The organism is Bartonella machadoae (genome assembly GCF_022559585.1).
Taxonomy (GTDB): domain Bacteria; phylum Pseudomonadota; class Alphaproteobacteria; order Rhizobiales; family Rhizobiaceae; genus Bartonella; species Bartonella machadoae.
On sequence record NZ_CP087114.1, the window covers coordinates 981,241 to 1,000,071 of the forward strand.

Genomic DNA, 18,831 nt, shown 5'->3' on the forward strand with positions numbered 1-18,831 from the left:
CATGAAGCATGAAAGTGGTTTACCCTTTGCAATTGACAGATCTTGCGGCAAAGACGACCAACAAAGCGTTGTCTTTTATGGGCAACGTCCCTTTATCCAAAGTGGTGAACTCAATGAGATGCAAACCATCATCAGGGGGCGCCATGACCGTTTGGGGCGTCTGGTTGCTAAAGAGGGAGACCGTGTTGAACGGGCAGATGCCTTTGTCAATAAAGACGCGAAGAGCGTTACTTTAACAGAGGGCAAAATCTATATCGCAGGCGATATCTTTCCGGTCTCACAAGCGGTTCTGAATGCTGTTTCTATGGTTGGGCGTCTTGAAATCGGTGTGAAGTTGCAAAAAACATGGATTACCCATGAGGATGATCCAGAGTTGTTGGGGCAAGTTCCCGGCACCTTGGCAGAAGGAGAGCCCGGTGCGGCACGCGAAACAGCAAAGCTTGTTTGGGCACTCAAAGAGGATGGGCAGCAAGGCACGTTCTTTCCTGTTTATATCTTACAAGATGGCATTTTGATTGATCAAAAGTCCCCCTCATTGCTGGAACCCGCCATGCAAGCCATTGCTACTTATGACCGTGCCCATGGTCATTATATCGTCAATGGATGCCGGGTGACGGCTCTGGGACCAAACAATGGTTGCCAAGTGTTTAGCATTCAAGAAGGAGAAGCCAATATCAATGGCTTTAAGCGCAAGCGCCTTGCTGCTTTGCGCCATGAAGAGAAAGAAGAGTTTTCGACAAGCGTTGTGCCTAGTGAAACCCATATTTTTGCCCCGCAAAAAGGCACAACAAGCTTTACCTTTAAAAGTTATTATGCTCCCATTGCCGATATCCACTCTCTTTTGTTGACAAAAGAAAAAACCGTTACAGTTACACGCGGTGCGGTCGTTGCTGGGCGTGATGGTGTTCCCGATAAAAGCATCACCTCTTTTCTCAAAGTTGTGCAAGGCGACAAGGAATTCAAAGAAGGAACGGATTTTAAAAAGACCGGTGATACCATTGACTGGGCACCGGTGGGAGATGAACCGCGTCCTGGCAGCAGTTACACGGTAACCTATCGCTATCGTGCACAAGTGACCGCCGATAAGGTCACGGCACAGGAAATCACTGTCTCAGGGGGTGCGCAAGGAGGGGATATCATTGTCAGTTACACCTACAAATTGCCCCGTATTGACCGTATAGGGCTTAATACACAAGGCACGGTTGTCTATATCAAAGGAATCTCCGCTGATCATCCCATGGCGCCCAGCGTTCCTGAGGATGTGTTGTCCCTTGCCACCATCACCAACAGTTGGTTGGATACCCCGCTTGTGGTCAATGATGGCACGCGTGTTGCCCCCTATGATGAGATGTGGCGTTATTTTCAACGGGTGCTCTCCCTTGATCGCTTGATGCAATTAGAGCGCATTAAAAGCAATGTTGACTCTAAAGAGCCCGTTGCCAAAAAAGGCATGTTTGCTGACCCGTTCCTTGATGATACTTACAGAGATGAAGGGTTCACGCAAACAGGGGCTGTCGGCAATGGCATTTTACAGCTGGCTATTGATCCAACCTTTTACACCGCCCCTTTAAAGGCTCCTGTCACCCTTGACTGGACCAATGAAGTGATCATTGCCCAAGAATTGACAACCGCTTGCGAAAAAATCAACCCCTATCAAAACTTTGCTCCTCTGACTGGTAGAGTAACTCTCACACCCGCAACAGATTTTTGGCATGTCCAGCGCACCGATTGGCTCTCAAGTGTCACCAATCAACTAAACATGGGATGGAACCGTGGTAGCACTATCCGTAACACAGAAGTGCGTGATGATCTCATCAATACGCATCAAGAACAAATCGATTTCTTAAGACAAATTACCCTTGGCTTTAAAATTGAAGGTTTTGGCAAGGGAGAAATTTTAGACAGTCTCACCTTTGATGGTGTAAGTGTCATGCCAGCGAACCGCCTTGCTGCCAATAGCACTGGCATTTTGGAAGGCAGTTTCAAGATCCCTGAAAATATTCCTGCCGGTACAAAAAGTGTTGTGGCACGAGGCAAAGGGGGAACCCTTGCAACAGGTCTCTTTACCGGACAAGGTGTTATTGATGTGAAAGTGATGCGGCACACCACAACAGTCAAGATCTGGACGCAAGTGGACCCGCAAGCGCAAGTCTTTACACCAGAAGAAACACGGCAAATCACCGGTATTGACTTTCATCTTTGCAAAATTGGCAATCCCAATCATGATCTGGTGATTGATTTGGTGACAACCGAAAACGGCTATCCCACCGCCAATATCCAAGCACAAAGTTTTTATTCCATGAAGGGGGCAAAAACCGGATGGGCACAGGCACGCTATGCTGTCCCACTCCTCGTGCCCAATGACCGCTTAACGGCTTTTGTCATTAAAACCGATGATAGTGATCATTCTCTCTCTTTGGCAAAGCTTGGCGATTTTGATGAAGAACAGCAAAGATTTGTCTCAAGCCACCCTTATGTGACCGGTCCTCGTTTTTCCTCTGTCAATGCGCAAACATGGAGTGCCCATCAAGATGAGGCTTTGGCTTTTCGTGTCTTGGCAGCTCGCTACAGACAAACAACAAAAACCATAGATCTTGGCACATTTGATCTTGTTGACTGTTCTGATTTACAAATCCGTAGCGCGGTTGAATTGCCTTCTAGTGATTGTTCGGTGATCTTTGAAATTGAAAGAAACAACGGCACAATTTATCAACTCTTACCCTTTCAATTGCTCAGTCTTACCGAATATATCAGTGAAACAGTTCGATTACGTGCTATTCTTAAAGGCACGGAGAAACTCTCACCGGTTCTGTTTGCTCCCATTCAGTTGATTGCCGGCAAGATCCATAACACAGCAACCTATGTCACCCGTGCTTTTGCCTTTGGTGAGAAGGCAAGATTGACCAGCTATATCAAGACCTTTTTACCAGGCGGCTCCACATTCACCCTCGAGATGCAACTGGATGATGGTGCTTTTACCCCCCTCACCTTAGAGGAAACAGAACAGCTTATGGAACCCCTTTGGACAGAGCGAAAATTTGTCAGTCACGACCAAACAGCAAAGCAAGCGCGCTTGAAACTCACGCTAACCGGTGGACCTTGCGCACGGTCAATGCTGCGTGATTTTGGTGCTGGCATCTTGTGATGCCCCTTCGCTTTGAGAGATGGGATTTTAGACTGCTTGAGAGATTTGGAAAATTTGGAGAATGGAAATGACAAAAAGCAAAAAGCTTGCAATGGAATTGCCTAAAGAAGGGCGTTTTATCAGTTCTGAATTCCCTATTTTGCGTGAGAACTTGACAAAAATTGATCAAGCCATCATGGAAGTTGAGGAAAAGCTAGATGAAAAAGCCCCTGCAAAACACACGCATAGCATAGGGGATGTTACAGATCTTGAAGCAGCCCTCAAAGGCAAAATGGCAGCAGATAAAACCTTCACTTTAACCGATTTGGGCGATATCGAGGGCGCTAAGGACGCTGCTAACAATTATGTTCTCTATAAAGCAAGCAACAATCATTTTACCTTTGGCAGTGCTGTCTCCCTTCTTGGAGCGCACCAACACAAAATTGAAGATATTGTCGGTCTTGATGCGTTTAGAGCTAAGATTAATGAAGATCTGACAAGCTATGGGCGCTTAGCGCAAGCCAATGAATGGCAAAATTACAATAAGTTTACCAGCAAAGTCACCATTGGTGATAGCTTAGAGCTTTCGGGAAACTCGTCCTTGAACCTCATCCAAAATGGTAGAGTTGTGACAAGTTTAACTGCAACGGGAAGCAAGCTCAAAGGACCACTCAAAGTTGATGGTGAAGCTGTTTATACGAAAAGTGAAATAGATAAATTGGTGGCTTCATTGAACAAAAAACCTGTCGAAATCCTCATGACAGAAAGCGGCACTATCCCGTTTCCTGAAGGTATGACCGATAACACAGAAATTGAAGTATGTGCTTGGGGTGGCGGTGGAGGCGGCGGAGGTGATGGTGGAAATAATAATAACGGTGGAGGTGGTGGTGGAGGTGCTCAATATGCACGTGTTAAAATTAAGGGAGCCGATCTAAAAAAAGCGAAAACAGTTCAAATTGGTAGGGGAGGAAAAGGTGGCAGAAGCAACGGAAATCATGGTGGATACACAATTATTAAAGGAATTATTTGTGCTGGTGGTGGTGGTTATGGTGGTGGCAATGACAACACCCCTGGTGGCTATTATAATGCCTATGGCTCTCTCGGCAATGGTGGCAAAGGCGGGTTAGGCGGTATAGGCGGTGGCACTTGGAAAAAAAGCGATGCGGCTATGAAAAATGAAAGTTTTATTTTTTCTGGTGGATTAGGTGGTGCAGGCGGCAACAACTCCGATATCAATGGCGACAATGGTGGAAACAGTATTTATGGCGGCGGCGGTGGCGGCGGCGGTGGCAAAAAGAATGGCAAAGGCGGTTATGGTGGCAATAACGGGGGAGGTAATGGTGGTGATTACGGAGCTAACGGTGGTGGCGGTGGCGGTGGATATTTTCGTGGAAAGGATGGCAGTAAAATTGGCGGTGACGGTGGCGACGGAGCAATCTTATTGAGATTTTTTATATAGGAGCTTTTTATGGAATATGCAGTTGTTGAAAAGGGTGTGGTAACAAATATTATCGTTGCCTCAGAAAATTATGTTCATTTGTCTGAGGGAGAGGCAATTGCCTCAAATGAAGCGCAAATTGGTTGGACTTATAAAGATGGGGTGTTCTCTCCTCCCATTATTGATGAAGAAAACAATTCTTTGTCTTCTGAAAGGGCTAAGACAGACGCAGCGGTAGAATCTATGAAAGAACGATAAGAGAAAGATGAACAAGCTTAGTATAATTGTTGAGAATAGATTATAACCAACATTGTTGGATGCAAGCTCTTGTATCAAAAATAATCGAATGGTTTGACGCACGCTTATTGTGTGATAGCTTAAGCTATATCATTTTCTTTTAAAGTCCTTTTCAAAGGGGTTTCAAAGCCTTTTTAAAGGAATTTTTTGACTGACAGTGTCAGTCTTATGCGGTTTGATCCTTGTTGTTATTGTTGCTTTATTGATTTGGAGCGCAAGATGGCAACAGAATTTAATCATGGTATCCGCATTGTTGAGGCTGGTGAAAGCTCTAGACCGTTGGCAACATTTGATCAGACGGCGATTGGCGCGGTTGTTACAGCCCCTGATGCTGATGGACAAATTTATCCGGTAAACGAGCCTGTTTTGGTTTTTACCCATGAAACAGAGAAAATCCAAAAGCTGGGGCAAAGGGGCACAGCTCTTGATGTGATTCATGCTGTATGCGCGCAAGGGGTTGAGGCCAAAATTATCCTTGTGCGGGTAGAAGAAAAGTCGACAATTTCTGAAACACAAGCCGAAATGGTAGGGTCCAATGCTGCCTTAACCGGTGTTCATGCTTTGACCCATGCACGTGGGCATTTAGGGGTTGAACCTGGAATTTTGTTGGCACCAGCTTATAGTGCAGGGCGCCTTGACAATGGTAAAAACCCTGTGGCTGATGCGCTAGAACAGGTTGCCGAAAAGCTGCAAGCAATTGCGGTTTTTGACACAGGGGGCAAAAACACCGAAGAAAGCCTTGCTTATCGCGCTGATTTTTCCTCACGCTTTTGTTATTTGATTGACCCCTTTGTACGGGTGGCAAACGGTGAGGGTGGTTATTGTATTAAACCGGCAAGTCCCTTTGCCGCAGCGATGTTTATCAAACGCGATAAGCAAAAGGGGGGTGTTTTTTGGTCGCCTTCAAACCAAGATGTACATGGCATTTTAGGCACAGCGCGCCCCATTAGCTATTTTGATGGCGAAATCGATCATGAGGCAAATCGTCTTAACCAAGCCGATATTGCTACCTTTATTCCGGCACGGCTTAGCCAAAATGCGCAAGGTCAAATGGCTGCCAATGGACGGATTTTATGGGGCAATCATACCACATCTTCTGATCCGCTTTGGCGCTTTGTCAATGTGGTGCGCACCCGTGCAGCACTGGAAAAGACCATCATCAATAGTTTCCGCCCTTTTGCCAATGATGAGAATTTGACCGGTCAACATGTCATTGCCATTACGAGAAGTCTCACGCAGTTTCTTGATGATATGATTGCTCGTGGTGCCCTGCTTGGTGGACGTGTTTGGTTTGATCGTGATTTGAATTCCAATAGCACTTTGCAATTGGGCAAGCTGCGGGTTGAATTTGATGCCGAAGAAGTGCCTCCTCTAGAAGATTTAAGTTTTGGGAGCCGGCGCAATGGCGCTTATTTTGACCGATTGGCTGAAGACATCCAAAAGAAAATGACCTATCAATTTGGCGATACGCTAGAGAGCTATCGCAAAGCAGCAAGGAGTGAAGCATGACTTTACGGATTGTTCGTGGTTTTACCCTGATTGTTGATGATGATGTCAATCTTCATCTTGATCTTGAAACACTCAAACTGCCCACCTTAGAAGAACTCACCGAAACCTATCAACCAGGCGGTTCTGATATGCAAATTGATGTGAGCGGTCTTGGTGTGAAAGCTTTAAGCTTGCAAATGAAGATCCGCAGTCATACCCCCGAAGTTATCGGTATCTTTGCTGGTCCCCCTGGTCTTCGTCATAAATTTACTGGCAAAAAACATGTGGTGTCTGAAGAAGATGGGCGCGAGCATGAACATTCCATTGATGTCACAGGGCGCTTGGTCAAAGTCGATAGCGAGGGTCTTACTGCTGGAAAAGCGACGGGCTATGATTGTGAGATTAAGAATATTTGGGACTATAGCGAATATTGGGATGGTGCTGTTTTGCATCGCTTTTCATTTAAACGGGGTGGTTGGCTTGTGCGCAATGGGCAGGATATTGGTGGGCGCAGGCGCTCTATCCTCAATTTATAGGAAACTATGATGACAAATTTACAAACAAGCATTGCTGTGGAATTGCAAGTGCCGCTGCTTATATCAGACAGTGATGGTAAGCAAGCAACACGCAATAAATTAACCTTTTATCGCCCCACCTTCAAACATGCCAAGCAATTGGCAGTGCTGATTGGACCGCAATTGACACAATTGCTGGCTCCAGAAATTGGCAAGCAGAAAACGCTCTCCAATGATGTTCTGCTTGTCAAGCTTTCGCAAGTTTTATTCACCAATGAGGCGACAGAAGGCATTACAGCGCTTTTGGCGGATATGTCCCATGAAACGGTTGAACTGATTGATCGGATTGATACTGTTGATATGATGGCAATCTTGAAGGCTTTTTTTGCTTTTTTTATGGGACGCCAATCCCTTATGCTGGACAATTTGGAGCCGAATTAGCGCTTCATTTTCGTTGGTCGGCTTTAGAGATCAACCAGATGGATTGGCTGGATGTCATTTTTTATCGCAATGAATTAGCACGCTTGAAATCCCAAGAATATGAACAGCAGATGTTGGAATAGGAGCTGTTATGGATGTTTCCCTTGTTGTGCGTTTTGTCAATCATCTGCAAGAAGGGATAGCCTCTGCCAAGCGCGATTTGCAAGCCTTTAGTGCCGATGTTGCCCATTTGCAAAACAAGACACGACAACACTTTAAAAATTGGTTTGATCCTCAACATCTTGAGGATGCAACCAAGAATGCTGAAATGGCTTTTATCCAAGCGCGAGGGCGCATGGTGGGGGCAATTGCCCAAACCGCAACCTTGATTGCCCCCCTCTATAAGGCCATGCAATTTGATCAATCGATGAAGGGCTTGGAAAAGGTTCTTGATGCGCCTCTGCATCGCTTAAAGGAATTGCGCCGCTTTGCTCTTGAGACCTCAACCAAAATCCCGCTTGCTGCACGTGAGGTTTTGGAACTGATGACCAGTGCCAGCCAAGCGGGGATTGGCGAGCAAGATCTCGAAGCTTTTAGTCTTTACGCTGCCAAAGCGGCTGTGGCTTTTGATATGACGGGGGACCAGATTGGTGAACGCTTTGCCAAATTGCGCAATGTCTTCAAACTCAATCAGACAGGCATTGAAGAGTTAGGCGATGCCATCAACCATCTCTCCAACCATATGGCGGCTAAAGCCAGTGAAGTGTCTGATTTTACCAATCGTGCCACCGGTGCTGCCACCATGTTTAAGCTCACTGCCCGTGAAACGGCTGCTTTTGGTACCGCGATGATTTCTGCGGGGATTGTCCCTGAGAGTGCGGCGCGTGGTTTTAATGCCATGAGTTCGCGTATTCAGGCAGGGGGCAAACATATTGAAGATGCTTTTGTCAATATTGGGCTGTCACGGCAAAAGTTTCTCCAAGACATCGACAAAGATGCAACCGGCACGTTAGTGCGCTTTTTTGATGTTTTAGCCAAATCCGAACAGGGTATGCGTTCCCTGATTGCCATTGCTGGGCGCGATTTTACCGGTGACTTTGCCAAATTGGTTGGCAATCCAGAATTGTTAAGCCAAGCGCTCGAATTTGTTAAAGACCCCAAAGTTTTTAAAGGCTCCGTAGAGCAAGAAGCGGATAAACAAGCAACTGGTGCCATCCGGCAATTTGAACTTTTGCAAAACCGCATCGTGGCTTTGGGCATTACCATTGGCAACGTGTTGTTGCCCCATGTCAACAATTTGATGGCCAGTGTTGGCAATTTTATCAATGGCTTGATGGCATGGGCCAATGCCCATCCCGCCTTAACCAGTGCGATTGTCAAAACCATTGCCGCCTTGATGGCTTTTAATATTGCTCTGCGGGTGTTGCGCTTTACCATGGCTGGCACACGGCTTGGTTTGCTTCAATTGATGGGCTCTTTGATCAAAATTGGTACTGTGAGTCGTGTCCTTAAAACCAATTGGCGCAGCTTAATCGCTTCAGGGCGCTCTTTGGGAATCATGGCGGCAACTCTTGGTGGGAGCACGCTTCGTCTCTTGCGACCCATGACTTTGTTGGTGGCAGGCTTTCGCGGGCTTATGGTCTTGAGTTCCGCCTTTGCAGCTACATTTGGCTGGGTTGGCACAGTGATAGAAGTGGTGGCTGCTGGCATTGCTTCTGTTGTTGGTGCTGTTTTTACCCCGATAGGGGCGCTCATTGCCGCTGTTGTTGCAGTGATCATGGCTGCTTGTTTTGCCTTGTGGAAATATTGGGACCGGTTTTCTTCTTTTGTCAAAGGTTTTGCTCGCGGGCTGGTCCACGCTTTTGGCCGTATCTTTGAAGCTGTCATGCGCTTTTTTGGTGCTGATACCGCAACCATCACCAAGTGGAAAAATACCCTTTCTGCTGCTTTTGACTTTTCTCAAGCTTGGCAAAAGTTCAAACAGGGGCTTGTCGCTATATCCCAATGGTTTGGTAATGTCTGGGAGGGTTTTAAGCAAAGTCTCTCCAGCTTTTGGAGCTGGTTGAGCAGTTTTTTTGCTCGCGAAAAGCTCTCAGAAGAAGCCAAGGCGGGTATGGAACAGGCTGGAGAAGATCTTGCCAATGGGATTGTCGATGGCTTTATGTCCTCCATCACAAAGTTGGCTGATTTTTTTAAATCCTTATCCGGTCGCATCAAAGGATGGATTGGTTCGATTGATATCTCCAACATGTTTCATTTGCCCAGTTGGCTTGGTGGCAAAACAGCTTTGCAGCCGATTGTACAATTTGCCGGTCACCCGCAAACCAGCCCTGTGACAACGCAGGCAACGGACAAAAGCAAGCAGAGCGCATCCGTTTATCACCATCAAAATGTCACCGTGCATGTCAATGGGGCGCGTGATCCTCTTGCTACCGGCCGTGCGGTAAGTCATGCCCTCCAACGGGCAAAAGCCAATGCCTTGCATGGCGGCACAGAATAAGGGGAGGGAAAACAATGAGGGGAGGAGGAAAATGAAAGATCCTTTGATGATGCTAGGTCCGCATCAATTTTATGTCGATTGGCTGAATTTCCAATCCTTTGAAGAAGAGTTCTCCGCCTCATGGGTGTCTATGGAGCGTTTTGGCAAAGCCCCCAGCTTGCAATTTACCGGCTATGGCAATGATGCCAAAACCATCCATGGCGTGTGGTTTCCAGAAGAGTTTGGTGATCGTATAGCCATTGATGCACTCACCATGACCATACGAGCAGCAAAACCGGTGCAGATGCTTCGTTGGGTCAATGATATGAGTTATAGTGCCATATTCCATGGTCCCGTGGTGATTACCTCCATCACGAAAGACCACGATTATATCAGTCGCTCTGGTCAATCGCAGCGTATCCGTTATTCCATCAGTCTGTTGCCCTTTTTTGATGGGGGCAAACCACAAGGATATTTCCAAGAGGGACAACAGCTATGAAGCTACCAGCAAAGCACGTTGTTGTAGAGTTAGAAGATATGAGCCTCGATCTGATTTGCTTTCAACATGCCATGGCGGTGTTGGGAGACCGTCAACAGGCTGGATTCGTAGAGGGCTATTTAGAAGCCACCTTGAGAGCCAATCCAGGGATTGCCCAATATGGTGCTGTTTTGCCACGGGGTTTAGAGATCACTTTGCCTGAATTTGTCTTTGTTCCTCCTCAAAGCAGAGTGAAGCGGTTATGGGATTAAGGCGGACATATCCTTTTATCGAGGTTAAGGTTGGAGACAAACCCGTCCATGAGGTTTTTTACCAGCGTCTTCTTAGCGCCACCATTACCGATCATGCCGGCAATGAAGCCGATCGTTTTGAAGCGGAGTTTGATGATAGGGACAATGATTTAGAGGTTCCACAAAAGAACAGTACTCTGCAGGTGCTGTTTGGTTATCAGGACAGCATCAGTGCGGTTATGGGGCGTTTTGTTGTTGAATCTGTTGTCAGTATCGGGGGCAGTGATGGAGAGGTTTTACACCTTTGCGGCAAAAGCGCTTCAATGCGTGGCGAACTCAAAGAACAAGCAAGTGAGCATTTTGACAATAAAACCATTGGTGAGATTGTTGAAAGCTTAGCCAAGCGCCATGGTTATCAAGCCAAAGTCGACCAAGAATTTTATAGCAAAACCTTGCCTTATGTGGTGCGCACTGATCAATCGACAATTGATTTTTTAACCCGCCTTGCAGAGCGTATGCAGGCACGTTTTTTAATCAAAGACAATAAATTTTTATTTTTAAGCGGCAACAATTTACCGCCCCTCACTCTTGCCAAGCATGATTGTTCCAGTTGGGAATTTACCCTCGAGCCACGCACCCAATATGGCAGCGTTGAATCAACGTACTTTGATCGCTCGCAAGGTAAACAGCTATCTGTCAAATATCGCACAAACCTCAAAGGTCCCACACGGCGTTTGCGTGGTTGCTATCCTTGCAGAGAGGAAGCTTTAGCTGCTGCCGCATCAGAATCAGACCGGCTGTGCCGTAGCATGGGCAGTGGTTCTTTGGTTTTAGAAGGGCGTCCAGAAATCATGGCCGATCAACCTCTCCTTTTGCAAGGGTTCCGTGAGCAAATCAATGGTCCATGGAAAGCTGCAACCGTGACCCACCGCTATGAGAAACAAAGTGGCTATACTACAGAAATCACCTTAGAAGCACCAGAGAAGGGAAAACAGCCATGGGAAAAGTCAACCTCGTAGAATGCCGTGCACAAGAAAATCAAAGGGATAACATGCTCTCTTCATTTCGAGAGGTCCCACACAATCTTGAAGCGGAACAAGCTTTGCTCGGGGCAATTCTCATAAGCAATGATGCGCTTGATTGCGTTTCGGACTTTCTTAAAGCATCCCATTTTTTTGAACCCTTGCATCAAAAGATCTTTGCGATTGCCTCACAGATGATCCATAAGGGAAAACTTGCCAATCCCGTGACCATGAAACCCTTTCTTCCAGCAGAAGAAAAGATTGGTGAAATCACTGTCTTTCATTACGTTGTACGTCTCGCTAAAGAAGCCGTCACCATCATTAATGCGCAAGATTATGGGCGGATTATTTATGATCTTTTCCTTCGACGCTGTTTGATTAATCTTGGCAATGAAATTGTTAATAAAGCCTTTGATGCTCCTGTAGAACTGAAGCCCTCACAACAGATTGAAAGGATTGAACAGCAGTTGTTTGAATTGGCAGAAAAGGGAAAATATGGCGGTGGATTTGAAAATTTTGCAGGCGCTCTTACAAAGGCGCTTACCATGGCAAGTGCTGCGAAAAAGCGTTCCTCAAGGCTTTCAGGAATCGCAACCCATATCAAAAACCTTGATGAGAAAATGGGAGGATTACAAAAATCTGATCTCATTATTCTCGCTGGTCGCCCCGGTATGGGGAAAACCTCTCTTGCAACCAACATTGCCTTTAATATTGCTAATGCTTACACACGTGATGACCATACACAGGAACAAGACAATGAAGGAGGCATTGTTGGATTCTTCTCGTTAGAAATGTCCTCAGAGCAATTAGCAACCCGTATCATTTCTGAACAAACAGAAGTCTCTTCTTCTGATATTAGGCGGGGCAATCTCTCAGAACAGCAATTTACTAAAATCATCCACATGACACGTTCTCTGCAAAAAGCCCCGCTTTATATCGATCAAACGGGTGGTTTGTCCGTTGCTCAATTGGCAGCGCGTGCAAGGCGCCTCAAACGACAACATGGTTTAGATGTTTTGATTATTGATTATATCCAGCTCGTGACGGGTCATACCAAGTGTTCCTCAGACAATCGTGTGCAAGAAATGACAGCCATTACTATGGCTCTCAAGGCATTGGCGAAAGAGCTGAATATTCCCATCATTGCTCTTTCACAGCTTTCACGGCAAGTTGAAAATCGCACCGATAAGCGCCCACAACTTTCTGATTTACGTGAATCCGGTTCGATTGGACAAGATGCTGATATTGTTTTGTTTGTCTATCGTGAAGACTATTACTTAAAAAATGAACAGCCAAAGGAAGGCAGTGTTGAATCTGTCAAATGGCAAGAGAAGATGGATCAGGTGAGGGGGCAAGCGGAAGTGATTATCACCAAACAACGCCATGGTCCTACAGGAACTGTTCCTCTTGCTTTCCAATCTGATTTTACACGTTTTAGTGACCTATAAAGAAAATCATAAGAGAAAAATATGCATAAAGGGGGCAATAAATGTCCTTTGAAAGGCCTTTGAAGACCCTTTGAGAGCCCTTTGAAAAAATGAAAATCCTTTGAAAATGAGGTTATTTTTACAAAATATGATGCAAATGATACAAAATTTGTTGGTCTCTGCATGCATATTTTACAGATTTTAGGTGTCAAATAAGGGGATTGCTGGAAGAAATGAATCATCTCAAATTGTGATTCTGGGTAGGGCAAAATAAGACTCATAAAAGCGGCTCTAAACACCTCTTAAAACCACTTTGAGAATTGCTTAAAAACTCTGTGAAAAAAAAATGAATTGCTGCAAAACCTGGTGTCAAATTGTGCAAAACCTGGTGGCAAGCTACAAGAGAAGTGTTAGGAAATCCTATTCCCCTGCTTTTATTTGCAGGTCCCTCACTACAAAAAACATATGTTAGATCAATAAGTTGTCGCTAAGATAAAAACGAGTGGTGGGTGATGAGGGGATCGAACCCACGACCCGCTGATTAAGAGTCAGCTGCTCTACCGACTGAGCTAATCACCCACAGCTTATCAAAAATAAGAATAAGCGGTTCTATAACGCTCCTAAGAGAAGAAGTCTAGATGGTTTTATTGCTTTTTATATGAAATCGTAAAGTCGATAGCTTTATTAGCTGTATGGTTAAAAATATGATACACCTCTTGATCTTATATAAAAATAGTCCCATTATAAGATGCTCTATAAGTAAATGTTCTGATTATTATGCGGTACTATGAGTACTATAGTTGGAGGATCGTCGAGCGTAATGCCCGAAAAAAATTCAGAAGAGCCATCTTGTGGTTATAAGCAGTGTACACCATCGTTCTGTTTTATAAATTTTATCAATAGTTGTGTATGTTTAAGAGATATTTCGCTTTCTTTGAATGCAATGTTTTTGCGTTCAATGTTCTTGATCAATTGCGCGCTTTTAAGTTTTTAAAAGGTGAACTATGATGGAGTGGATCACTGATCCTCATGTGTGGTTTGGTTTGATCACACTGGTTTTTCTTGAGATTGTTTTAGGAATAGATAATCTTGTTTTTATTGCAATTTTAGCGGAAAAATTGCCGCAACATTTACGTGATCGCGCACGCTTGATAGGACTCACTTTAGCGTTAGTTATGCGGCTTTTCCTTCTTACAATTATCGGATGGGTGATGAGTGTCGATACAATCATTTTTTCACTCTCGTTTTTTGAATTTAGTTGGCATAGCTTTATTTTAATTAGTGGTGGGGCTTTCCTCTTGGCAAAGGCAACGTTGGAGTTACATGAAAGGTTAGAAGGGGTATCGCACGAAAGAAAAACAGGTATTGCGTATGCAGTTTTTTGGCAAGTTATTGTTCAGATCGTGGTATTAGATGCCGTTTTCTCCCTCGACAGTATTATTACTGCAACAGGTATGATTGCAAAAGAGCAGGCTGTTGTTATGTATATAGCAGTCATTGCTGCTATGGGGGTGATGATGTATGGATCTGGCCCTCTTATGCGCTTCATTAATCGTCATTCCACTATTGTTATCCTTTGTCTTGGCTTTTTGATGATGATAGGCTTTACTCTCATTGTTGAGGGATTTGGCTTTCATATTCCAAAAGGGTATTTATATGCTGCTATTGGTTTTTCTGTTCTCATTGAGGCTTTTAATCAAATTGGACGCCGTAATCGTGAAAAAATGATTACAACAAATGATCTTCGTGGTCGAACAGCTGATGCTGTTTTGAAACTTTTAGGAGGCGGAAACAAAGACGGTCATCTTGGGGAAACTGTAGATGTCATTGCTGAACAGGCAGCAACTTCTGAGTTATTTCGACCAGAAGAAAAGGAAATGATTCGTGGTGTTCTCGATTTGGCTGATCGACCTGTTCGTTCTATTATGTCGCCGCGCAATGAAATTGAGTGGTTGGATTTAAACAGCGATGAGAATGAAATGCGTGAAGAATTGCAACAAGTTAAACATAGCCGCTTAATTTTAGCGCGTGAAAAAGTAGATGAATTTGTTGGGGTTGCTTTGACAAAAGATCTTCTTTTAAACTTGGCTGAGGGCAAAAAAATCAATTGGAAAAAAGCTATGCGCGAACCCCTCGTCGTTCATGAGAATACGAGTGTTTTGCGATTGATGGAGCAATTACGTCATTCTTCAATCCAGCTGGCAATTATTGTTGATGAACATGGATCTTTTGAGGGAATTGCAACACCAACAGATATTCTTGAAGCTATTGCTGGTGATTTTCCTGATGATGATGAAGAACCCATGATCGCAGAACAACTTGAAAATGGAAGCCTTCTTGTGGAAGGATATGCTGATATCCGCCGTTTAAGTGGTTATCTTGGGCGTGATCTTGTTGATGAAGCAGATCGTTATACAACTCTTGCAGGATTTATGCTTTGGCGGTTTGGCCATTTACCTAATGAGGGGGAAAGTTTTGAAGCTGATGGTTTATGCTTTAAAGTGGTTGAAATGGATCGTCGAAATTTATCTAAAATCCTTATTTCTCCACTTGGATAAGAAGAAAAAGGCGCACTATTCTATATGTTAAAGTGATAGAAATATCCTCTTATGATAGAGAGTGGAAAGGGTATAGAGGAGGGGTAAATCAATTTGGTTATCACTCTTTTTAAGACGTTTTTAATGCATGCGTCTCGATATGCAAAAGGGGTATAAGTTAATAAATTTTTACGTTCAAAAAGGCTTTTATGAGGGACTGCTTAAGAGAGGCGATGCTGCGTTATTTTTGTGAAGTGATCTTTTGTGTGTTATTTAGAAAATTTTTGAAATCCTTCTTATCATGAGAAACTGCATAGAGGAAATAACATTATAAAAAATTCAATCTTCAATAGAGGAAACCGATTCAAGGAAGATGATAAAAATCGTTATTTTTTATACGAAATTTATTAGATAGAATTCTAGAAGAGCTTTTTGAAGAAAATTGAAAGATAAAATCTTTTTATCTCTTTTATATCATGAAGTCGATGTGGAAAAAGAAAGGCTTTAAGGCAATATAAAAAGATAAATTAAAAATAATAATTGTATTGATTTATATACGAGACAAAATCCAATACGGTTATTGTTATTTATGTATTGCGAAAAAAGCTATGGTTTCTTTTTATTTATTTAGGTGGCATCTTGGTGGCCTGTTTGCAGTATTGTTGAGCTTCAAAAATTGCTACAATAAATAACGAAATGATAAGTGGTATGATTAAATAGAGCATTCTAAAGACAATAAGTGCTGCAACAACGTCCGTGGGGTTTACGTTCGGCATGCCTGTTATGAATAAGGCTTCTAGAACACCAATCCCTCCGGCAGGAGCATTGGAGAGGAGGGTTATGGTGAAAGATGCTAGGAAAACACCGAGGACAGAAATAAAATGAATATCTGTATTATGAGGAAGGACAGCGTATATAATTCCTGCTGCGGCTAAAAGTTCTAGGGGGCTAATGAGAAGTTGTTGGATGACAATTTTAAATTGTGGGTAAGAAAGTTGAATTTTTTTACTCAAATGTAAGGGGGATAATTGAAGCCAGCTACCAAAGGTATAAAGTGCAATACTGCCGAGCAGTATTGCACCAACTGTTGTCCCAAGCCATTCGGGAAATTCATTATGAATGAGCTTGATAATTTCAGGTTGCAAAATCAAAACGATGCCAAAAAGCAGAATTGTTCCTATCACAAAGGTAAAAGAGCAAAAACCCACCAATATGGCAATTTCTGTTCCATTTAATCCTTTTATTTTATATGCACGATAGCGAACAACTGCACCAGAAAAAACGGAAGCACCGATATTATGTGAAAGAGCATAGGTCGTAAATGAACATAATGCGATAAAAAGCCAAGAAATTTTATGGCCAAGATGTTGCAAGGCAATCCGGTCATAACCAGCAAGAGCAGTATAGGCTAAAAGAGAGCACAAACTGGCTAACAGCCAGTCTTGTGTATTTAAATTGCTTAAGCGCTCCAACACATCACCAAAAGAAATGGTAGAAAGTTTTACATAAAGAATGCGGATAGAGATCAGCATTGCTAAAATACCAATAGATGGCCATATAAATCGCTTTAGTTTCACGCTTCTTTATCCATTTTATATTTTTTGTAAATTCATTACATGATTGTGCATATTTTTTACAGATCTTTGTTCTGTTATATGTTCGATAATACCGTTAGCAATTTCTTCGTCATCAGTTACTACGACATCCGCACCCAAATCAATGAGATAATTTGTTTCTACATCGGATAATGCATGTGTGATTATTTGAATATCCTTTTTCATATTACGGATATTGACGATGCATTCTCCTATTTCAATGGTACTTCGCATTGTAATAACAACTTTGTATGCATTACTCATATTTGCTGCGTTCATTATTTCTTGTTGAATGATATTGCCGCAAATCACTTCGAAGCCATCTGCAATTGCTTTATCAGCGAGGCGTTTTGATTCTTCGACGATTACTACAGGTTCACCTGTTTTTATTAAAGATAATGCGATACATTTACCAATACAACCGTAGCCAATAATCACGATATGATTGGTTTTCAAGGTCATTGGTAAAAAATCATGGTCAGAATCTTGTAGATCAATATCAATGATTGTTTGTGTATCTTGTACACTTGTAGGCAAGTTTTCTAGATATTTTTTAATTTTATCACAAGCAATAAAAACAAGGGGATTGAGTAAAATAGAAAGAATTGCTCCTCCAAGAATTAAATCATGAGCATCATTGTTTAAGAGCCCCAAACTCAAACTTAAACCGGCAAGGATAAAAGAAAACTCTCCGATTTGGGCAAGGCTTGCAGAAATAGTCAAAGCTGTTGCGTTAGAATAGCGAAAAGCTTTTACGATAAAAAAAGCAATAACAGATTTTCCTAGTATAATAATGAAGAGCGTTGCTAAGAGAGGAAAAAAATGACTCAAGAGTTTTCCTGGGTCAAATAACATACCTACAGAGACAAAAAAAAGAACAGAAAATGCATCTCGTAGTGGTAAAGATTCTTCCGCTGCACGGTGGCTTAATTCGGATTCACTCATAACCATGCCTGCAAAAAAAGCACCAAGAGAAAGAGAAACGCCAAAGAGATGGGCTGCTCCAAACGCTACTCCTAATGCAATGGCAAAGACACTTAGACGAAACAATTCACGTGATCCCGATTGTGCGCTTATTTTTAATAACCACGGGATAACACGGCGTCCGATAACAAGCATAAGAGCGATAAAGATGATGACTTTCAAGATGGTGAGACCAAAAACCCCCCAAATACTTAAATCTAACCACTGAACAAGAGGATCAATTGCTTCCTTTTTGGTATTGCTAAGAACATTTGCTAGTGATGGTATGAGAACAAGAATAAGGACCATCGCTAAATCTTCAATAATTAGCCAGCCAACAGCAATGCGTCCTTTTTCTGTTTCAATAAGATGGCGTTCTTGCAAAGCACGCAGCAGAATAACCGTACTTGCTATTGATAAAGCTAAACCAAAGACTAGACTACCGCTGAAACCCCATCCCATGATCAAACCTAAGCATAAACCTAGAACAGTAGAAAATGCCATCTGTGCAATGGCGGCAGGGATCGCAATCGTTTTTACCGATAAAAGGTCTTTTAATGAAAAATGGAGCCCAACACCAAACATCAGTAGAATGACACCAATTTCTGCCAGTTGGTTGATAATAACGGAATCTATTTTAAAACCACCTGTATTGGGTCCTACGATAACACCCGCTAACAAGTATCCCACGAGTGGTGATATACGCAGACGGCTGGCAATCATTCCTAAAAGAAAGGCTAAACATAAGCCTGCAACAATAGTTGTAATCAGTGGTGTGTCATGGAGCATGGATTATT

General features: G+C 43.3%; 14 protein-coding genes and 1 tRNA gene. 12 read left to right on the forward strand and 3 right to left on the reverse strand.

Annotation, left to right across the window (positions count from 1 at the left end; genetic code table 11):
• Nucleotide 1: 1 nt before the first annotated feature.
• The 11 genes from LNM86_RS04620 (at nt 2) to LNM86_RS04670 (ending at nt 12,960) form a co-directional block, all read left to right on the forward strand.
• Nucleotides 2-3,145: a DUF4815 domain-containing protein gene (locus LNM86_RS04620; RefSeq protein WP_241438616.1), complete on the forward strand. Its 3,144-nt coding sequence runs from the start codon at nt 2-4 to the stop codon at nt 3,143-3,145.
• Nucleotides 3,146-3,212: 67 nt separating this feature from the next.
• A complete protein-coding gene (locus LNM86_RS04625; protein WP_241438617.1) occupies nt 3,213-4,583 on the forward strand; it encodes a Bgr_08870 family protein in 1,371 nt (456 codons plus the stop codon).
• A gap of 9 nt (nt 4,584-4,592) precedes the next feature.
• The gene (locus LNM86_RS04630) at nt 4,593-4,820 is read left to right on the forward strand and encodes a hypothetical protein (protein WP_241438618.1); all 228 of its coding nucleotides are present in this window, start codon (nt 4,593-4,595) and stop codon (nt 4,818-4,820) included.
• Nucleotides 4,821-5,078: 258 nt separating this feature from the next.
• The gene (locus LNM86_RS04635; RefSeq protein ID WP_241438919.1) at nt 5,079-6,368 is read left to right on the forward strand and encodes a phage tail sheath C-terminal domain-containing protein; all 1,290 of its coding nucleotides are present in this window, start codon (nt 5,079-5,081) and stop codon (nt 6,366-6,368) included.
• Nucleotides 6,365-6,883 (forward strand): phage major tail tube protein, encoded by a 519-nt coding sequence (locus tag LNM86_RS04640; protein WP_241437163.1) that lies wholly within the window; start codon nt 6,365-6,367, stop codon nt 6,881-6,883. Before LNM86_RS04635 ends, LNM86_RS04640 begins: the two co-directional genes overlap by 4 nt.
• Nucleotides 6,884-6,892: 9 nt before the next feature.
• Nucleotides 6,893-7,303, forward strand: coding sequence for a hypothetical protein (locus LNM86_RS04645; protein WP_241437162.1), 411 nt, complete (start codon nt 6,893-6,895; stop codon nt 7,301-7,303).
• 130 nt (nt 7,304-7,433) lie between these two features.
• Entirely contained in the window at nt 7,434-9,782 is a 2,349-nt protein-coding gene (locus LNM86_RS04650; protein ID WP_241438619.1) for a phage tail tape measure protein, read from the forward strand.
• A 31-nt stretch (nt 9,783-9,813) separates the two neighbouring features.
• The gene (locus LNM86_RS04655) at nt 9,814-10,260 is read left to right on the forward strand and encodes a phage tail protein (protein ID WP_241437160.1); all 447 of its coding nucleotides are present in this window, start codon (nt 9,814-9,816) and stop codon (nt 10,258-10,260) included.
• Entirely contained in the window at nt 10,257-10,511 is a 255-nt protein-coding gene (locus LNM86_RS04660) for a tail protein X (protein ID WP_241438620.1), read from the forward strand. The genes LNM86_RS04655 and LNM86_RS04660 overlap by 4 nt, the downstream gene beginning before the upstream one ends.
• Nucleotides 10,502-11,509, forward strand: coding sequence for a phage late control D family protein (locus tag LNM86_RS04665; RefSeq protein ID WP_241438621.1), 1,008 nt, complete (start codon nt 10,502-10,504; stop codon nt 11,507-11,509). The genes LNM86_RS04660 and LNM86_RS04665 overlap by 10 nt, the downstream gene beginning before the upstream one ends.
• Nucleotides 11,488-12,960 carry a replicative DNA helicase gene (locus tag LNM86_RS04670; RefSeq protein WP_241438622.1) on the forward strand — a complete coding sequence of 491 codons (1,473 nt, stop codon included), beginning with the start codon at nt 11,488-11,490 and terminating at the stop codon, nt 12,958-12,960. Before LNM86_RS04665 ends, LNM86_RS04670 begins: the two co-directional genes overlap by 22 nt.
• A 482-nt stretch (nt 12,961-13,442) precedes the next feature.
• Here the strand turns inward: LNM86_RS04670 and LNM86_RS04675 are convergent.
• Nucleotides 13,443-13,518: transfer RNA gene (locus LNM86_RS04675), tRNA-Lys, on the reverse strand.
• A gap of 425 nt (nt 13,519-13,943) precedes the next feature.
• On the opposite strand from LNM86_RS04675, the gene LNM86_RS04680 reads away from it, so the two are divergent.
• Nucleotides 13,944-15,497: a TerC family protein gene (locus LNM86_RS04680; protein ID WP_241438623.1), complete on the forward strand. Its 1,554-nt coding sequence runs from the start codon at nt 13,944-13,946 to the stop codon at nt 15,495-15,497.
• A 602-nt stretch (nt 15,498-16,099) separates the two neighbouring features.
• Here the strand turns inward: LNM86_RS04680 and LNM86_RS04685 are convergent.
• On the reverse strand, nt 16,100-17,053 hold the full coding sequence (locus LNM86_RS04685; RefSeq protein WP_241438624.1) for a lysylphosphatidylglycerol synthase transmembrane domain-containing protein: 954 nt from the start codon (nt 17,051-17,053) through the stop codon (nt 16,100-16,102).
• A 15-nt stretch (nt 17,054-17,068) separates the two neighbouring features.
• Nucleotides 17,069-18,823, reverse strand: coding sequence for a cation:proton antiporter domain-containing protein (locus LNM86_RS04690; RefSeq protein ID WP_241438625.1), 1,755 nt, complete (start codon nt 18,821-18,823; stop codon nt 17,069-17,071).
• Between the last annotated feature and the right edge of the window lie 8 nt (nt 18,824-18,831).

Bases quoted from the DNA above. Each gene is read 5' to 3' on its own strand.
- LNM86_RS04620 (WP_241438616.1), top strand. From the start codon at position 2: ATGAAGCATGAAAGTGGTTTACCCTTTGCAATTGACAGATCTTGCGGC.
- LNM86_RS04625 (WP_241438617.1), top strand. From the start codon at position 3,213: ATGACAAAAAGCAAAAAGCTTGCAATGGAATTGCCTAAAGAAGGGCGT.
- LNM86_RS04630 (WP_241438618.1), top strand. From the start codon at position 4,593: ATGGAATATGCAGTTGTTGAAAAGGGTGTGGTAACAAATATTATCGTT.
- LNM86_RS04635 (WP_241438919.1), top strand. From the start codon at position 5,079: ATGGCAACAGAATTTAATCATGGTATCCGCATTGTTGAGGCTGGTGAA.
- LNM86_RS04640 (WP_241437163.1), top strand. From the start codon at position 6,365: ATGACTTTACGGATTGTTCGTGGTTTTACCCTGATTGTTGATGATGAT.
- LNM86_RS04645 (WP_241437162.1), top strand. From the start codon at position 6,893: ATGACAAATTTACAAACAAGCATTGCTGTGGAATTGCAAGTGCCGCTG.
- LNM86_RS04650 (WP_241438619.1), top strand. From the start codon at position 7,434: ATGGATGTTTCCCTTGTTGTGCGTTTTGTCAATCATCTGCAAGAAGGG.
- LNM86_RS04655 (WP_241437160.1), top strand. From the start codon at position 9,814: ATGAAAGATCCTTTGATGATGCTAGGTCCGCATCAATTTTATGTCGAT.
- LNM86_RS04660 (WP_241438620.1), top strand. From the start codon at position 10,257: ATGAAGCTACCAGCAAAGCACGTTGTTGTAGAGTTAGAAGATATGAGC.
- LNM86_RS04665 (WP_241438621.1), top strand. From the start codon at position 10,502: ATGGGATTAAGGCGGACATATCCTTTTATCGAGGTTAAGGTTGGAGAC.
- LNM86_RS04670 (WP_241438622.1), top strand. From the start codon at position 11,488: ATGGGAAAAGTCAACCTCGTAGAATGCCGTGCACAAGAAAATCAAAGG.
- LNM86_RS04680 (WP_241438623.1), top strand. From the start codon at position 13,944: ATGATGGAGTGGATCACTGATCCTCATGTGTGGTTTGGTTTGATCACA.
- LNM86_RS04690 (WP_241438625.1), bottom strand. From the start codon at position 18,823: ATGCTCCATGACACACCACTGATTACAACTATTGTTGCAGGCTTATGT.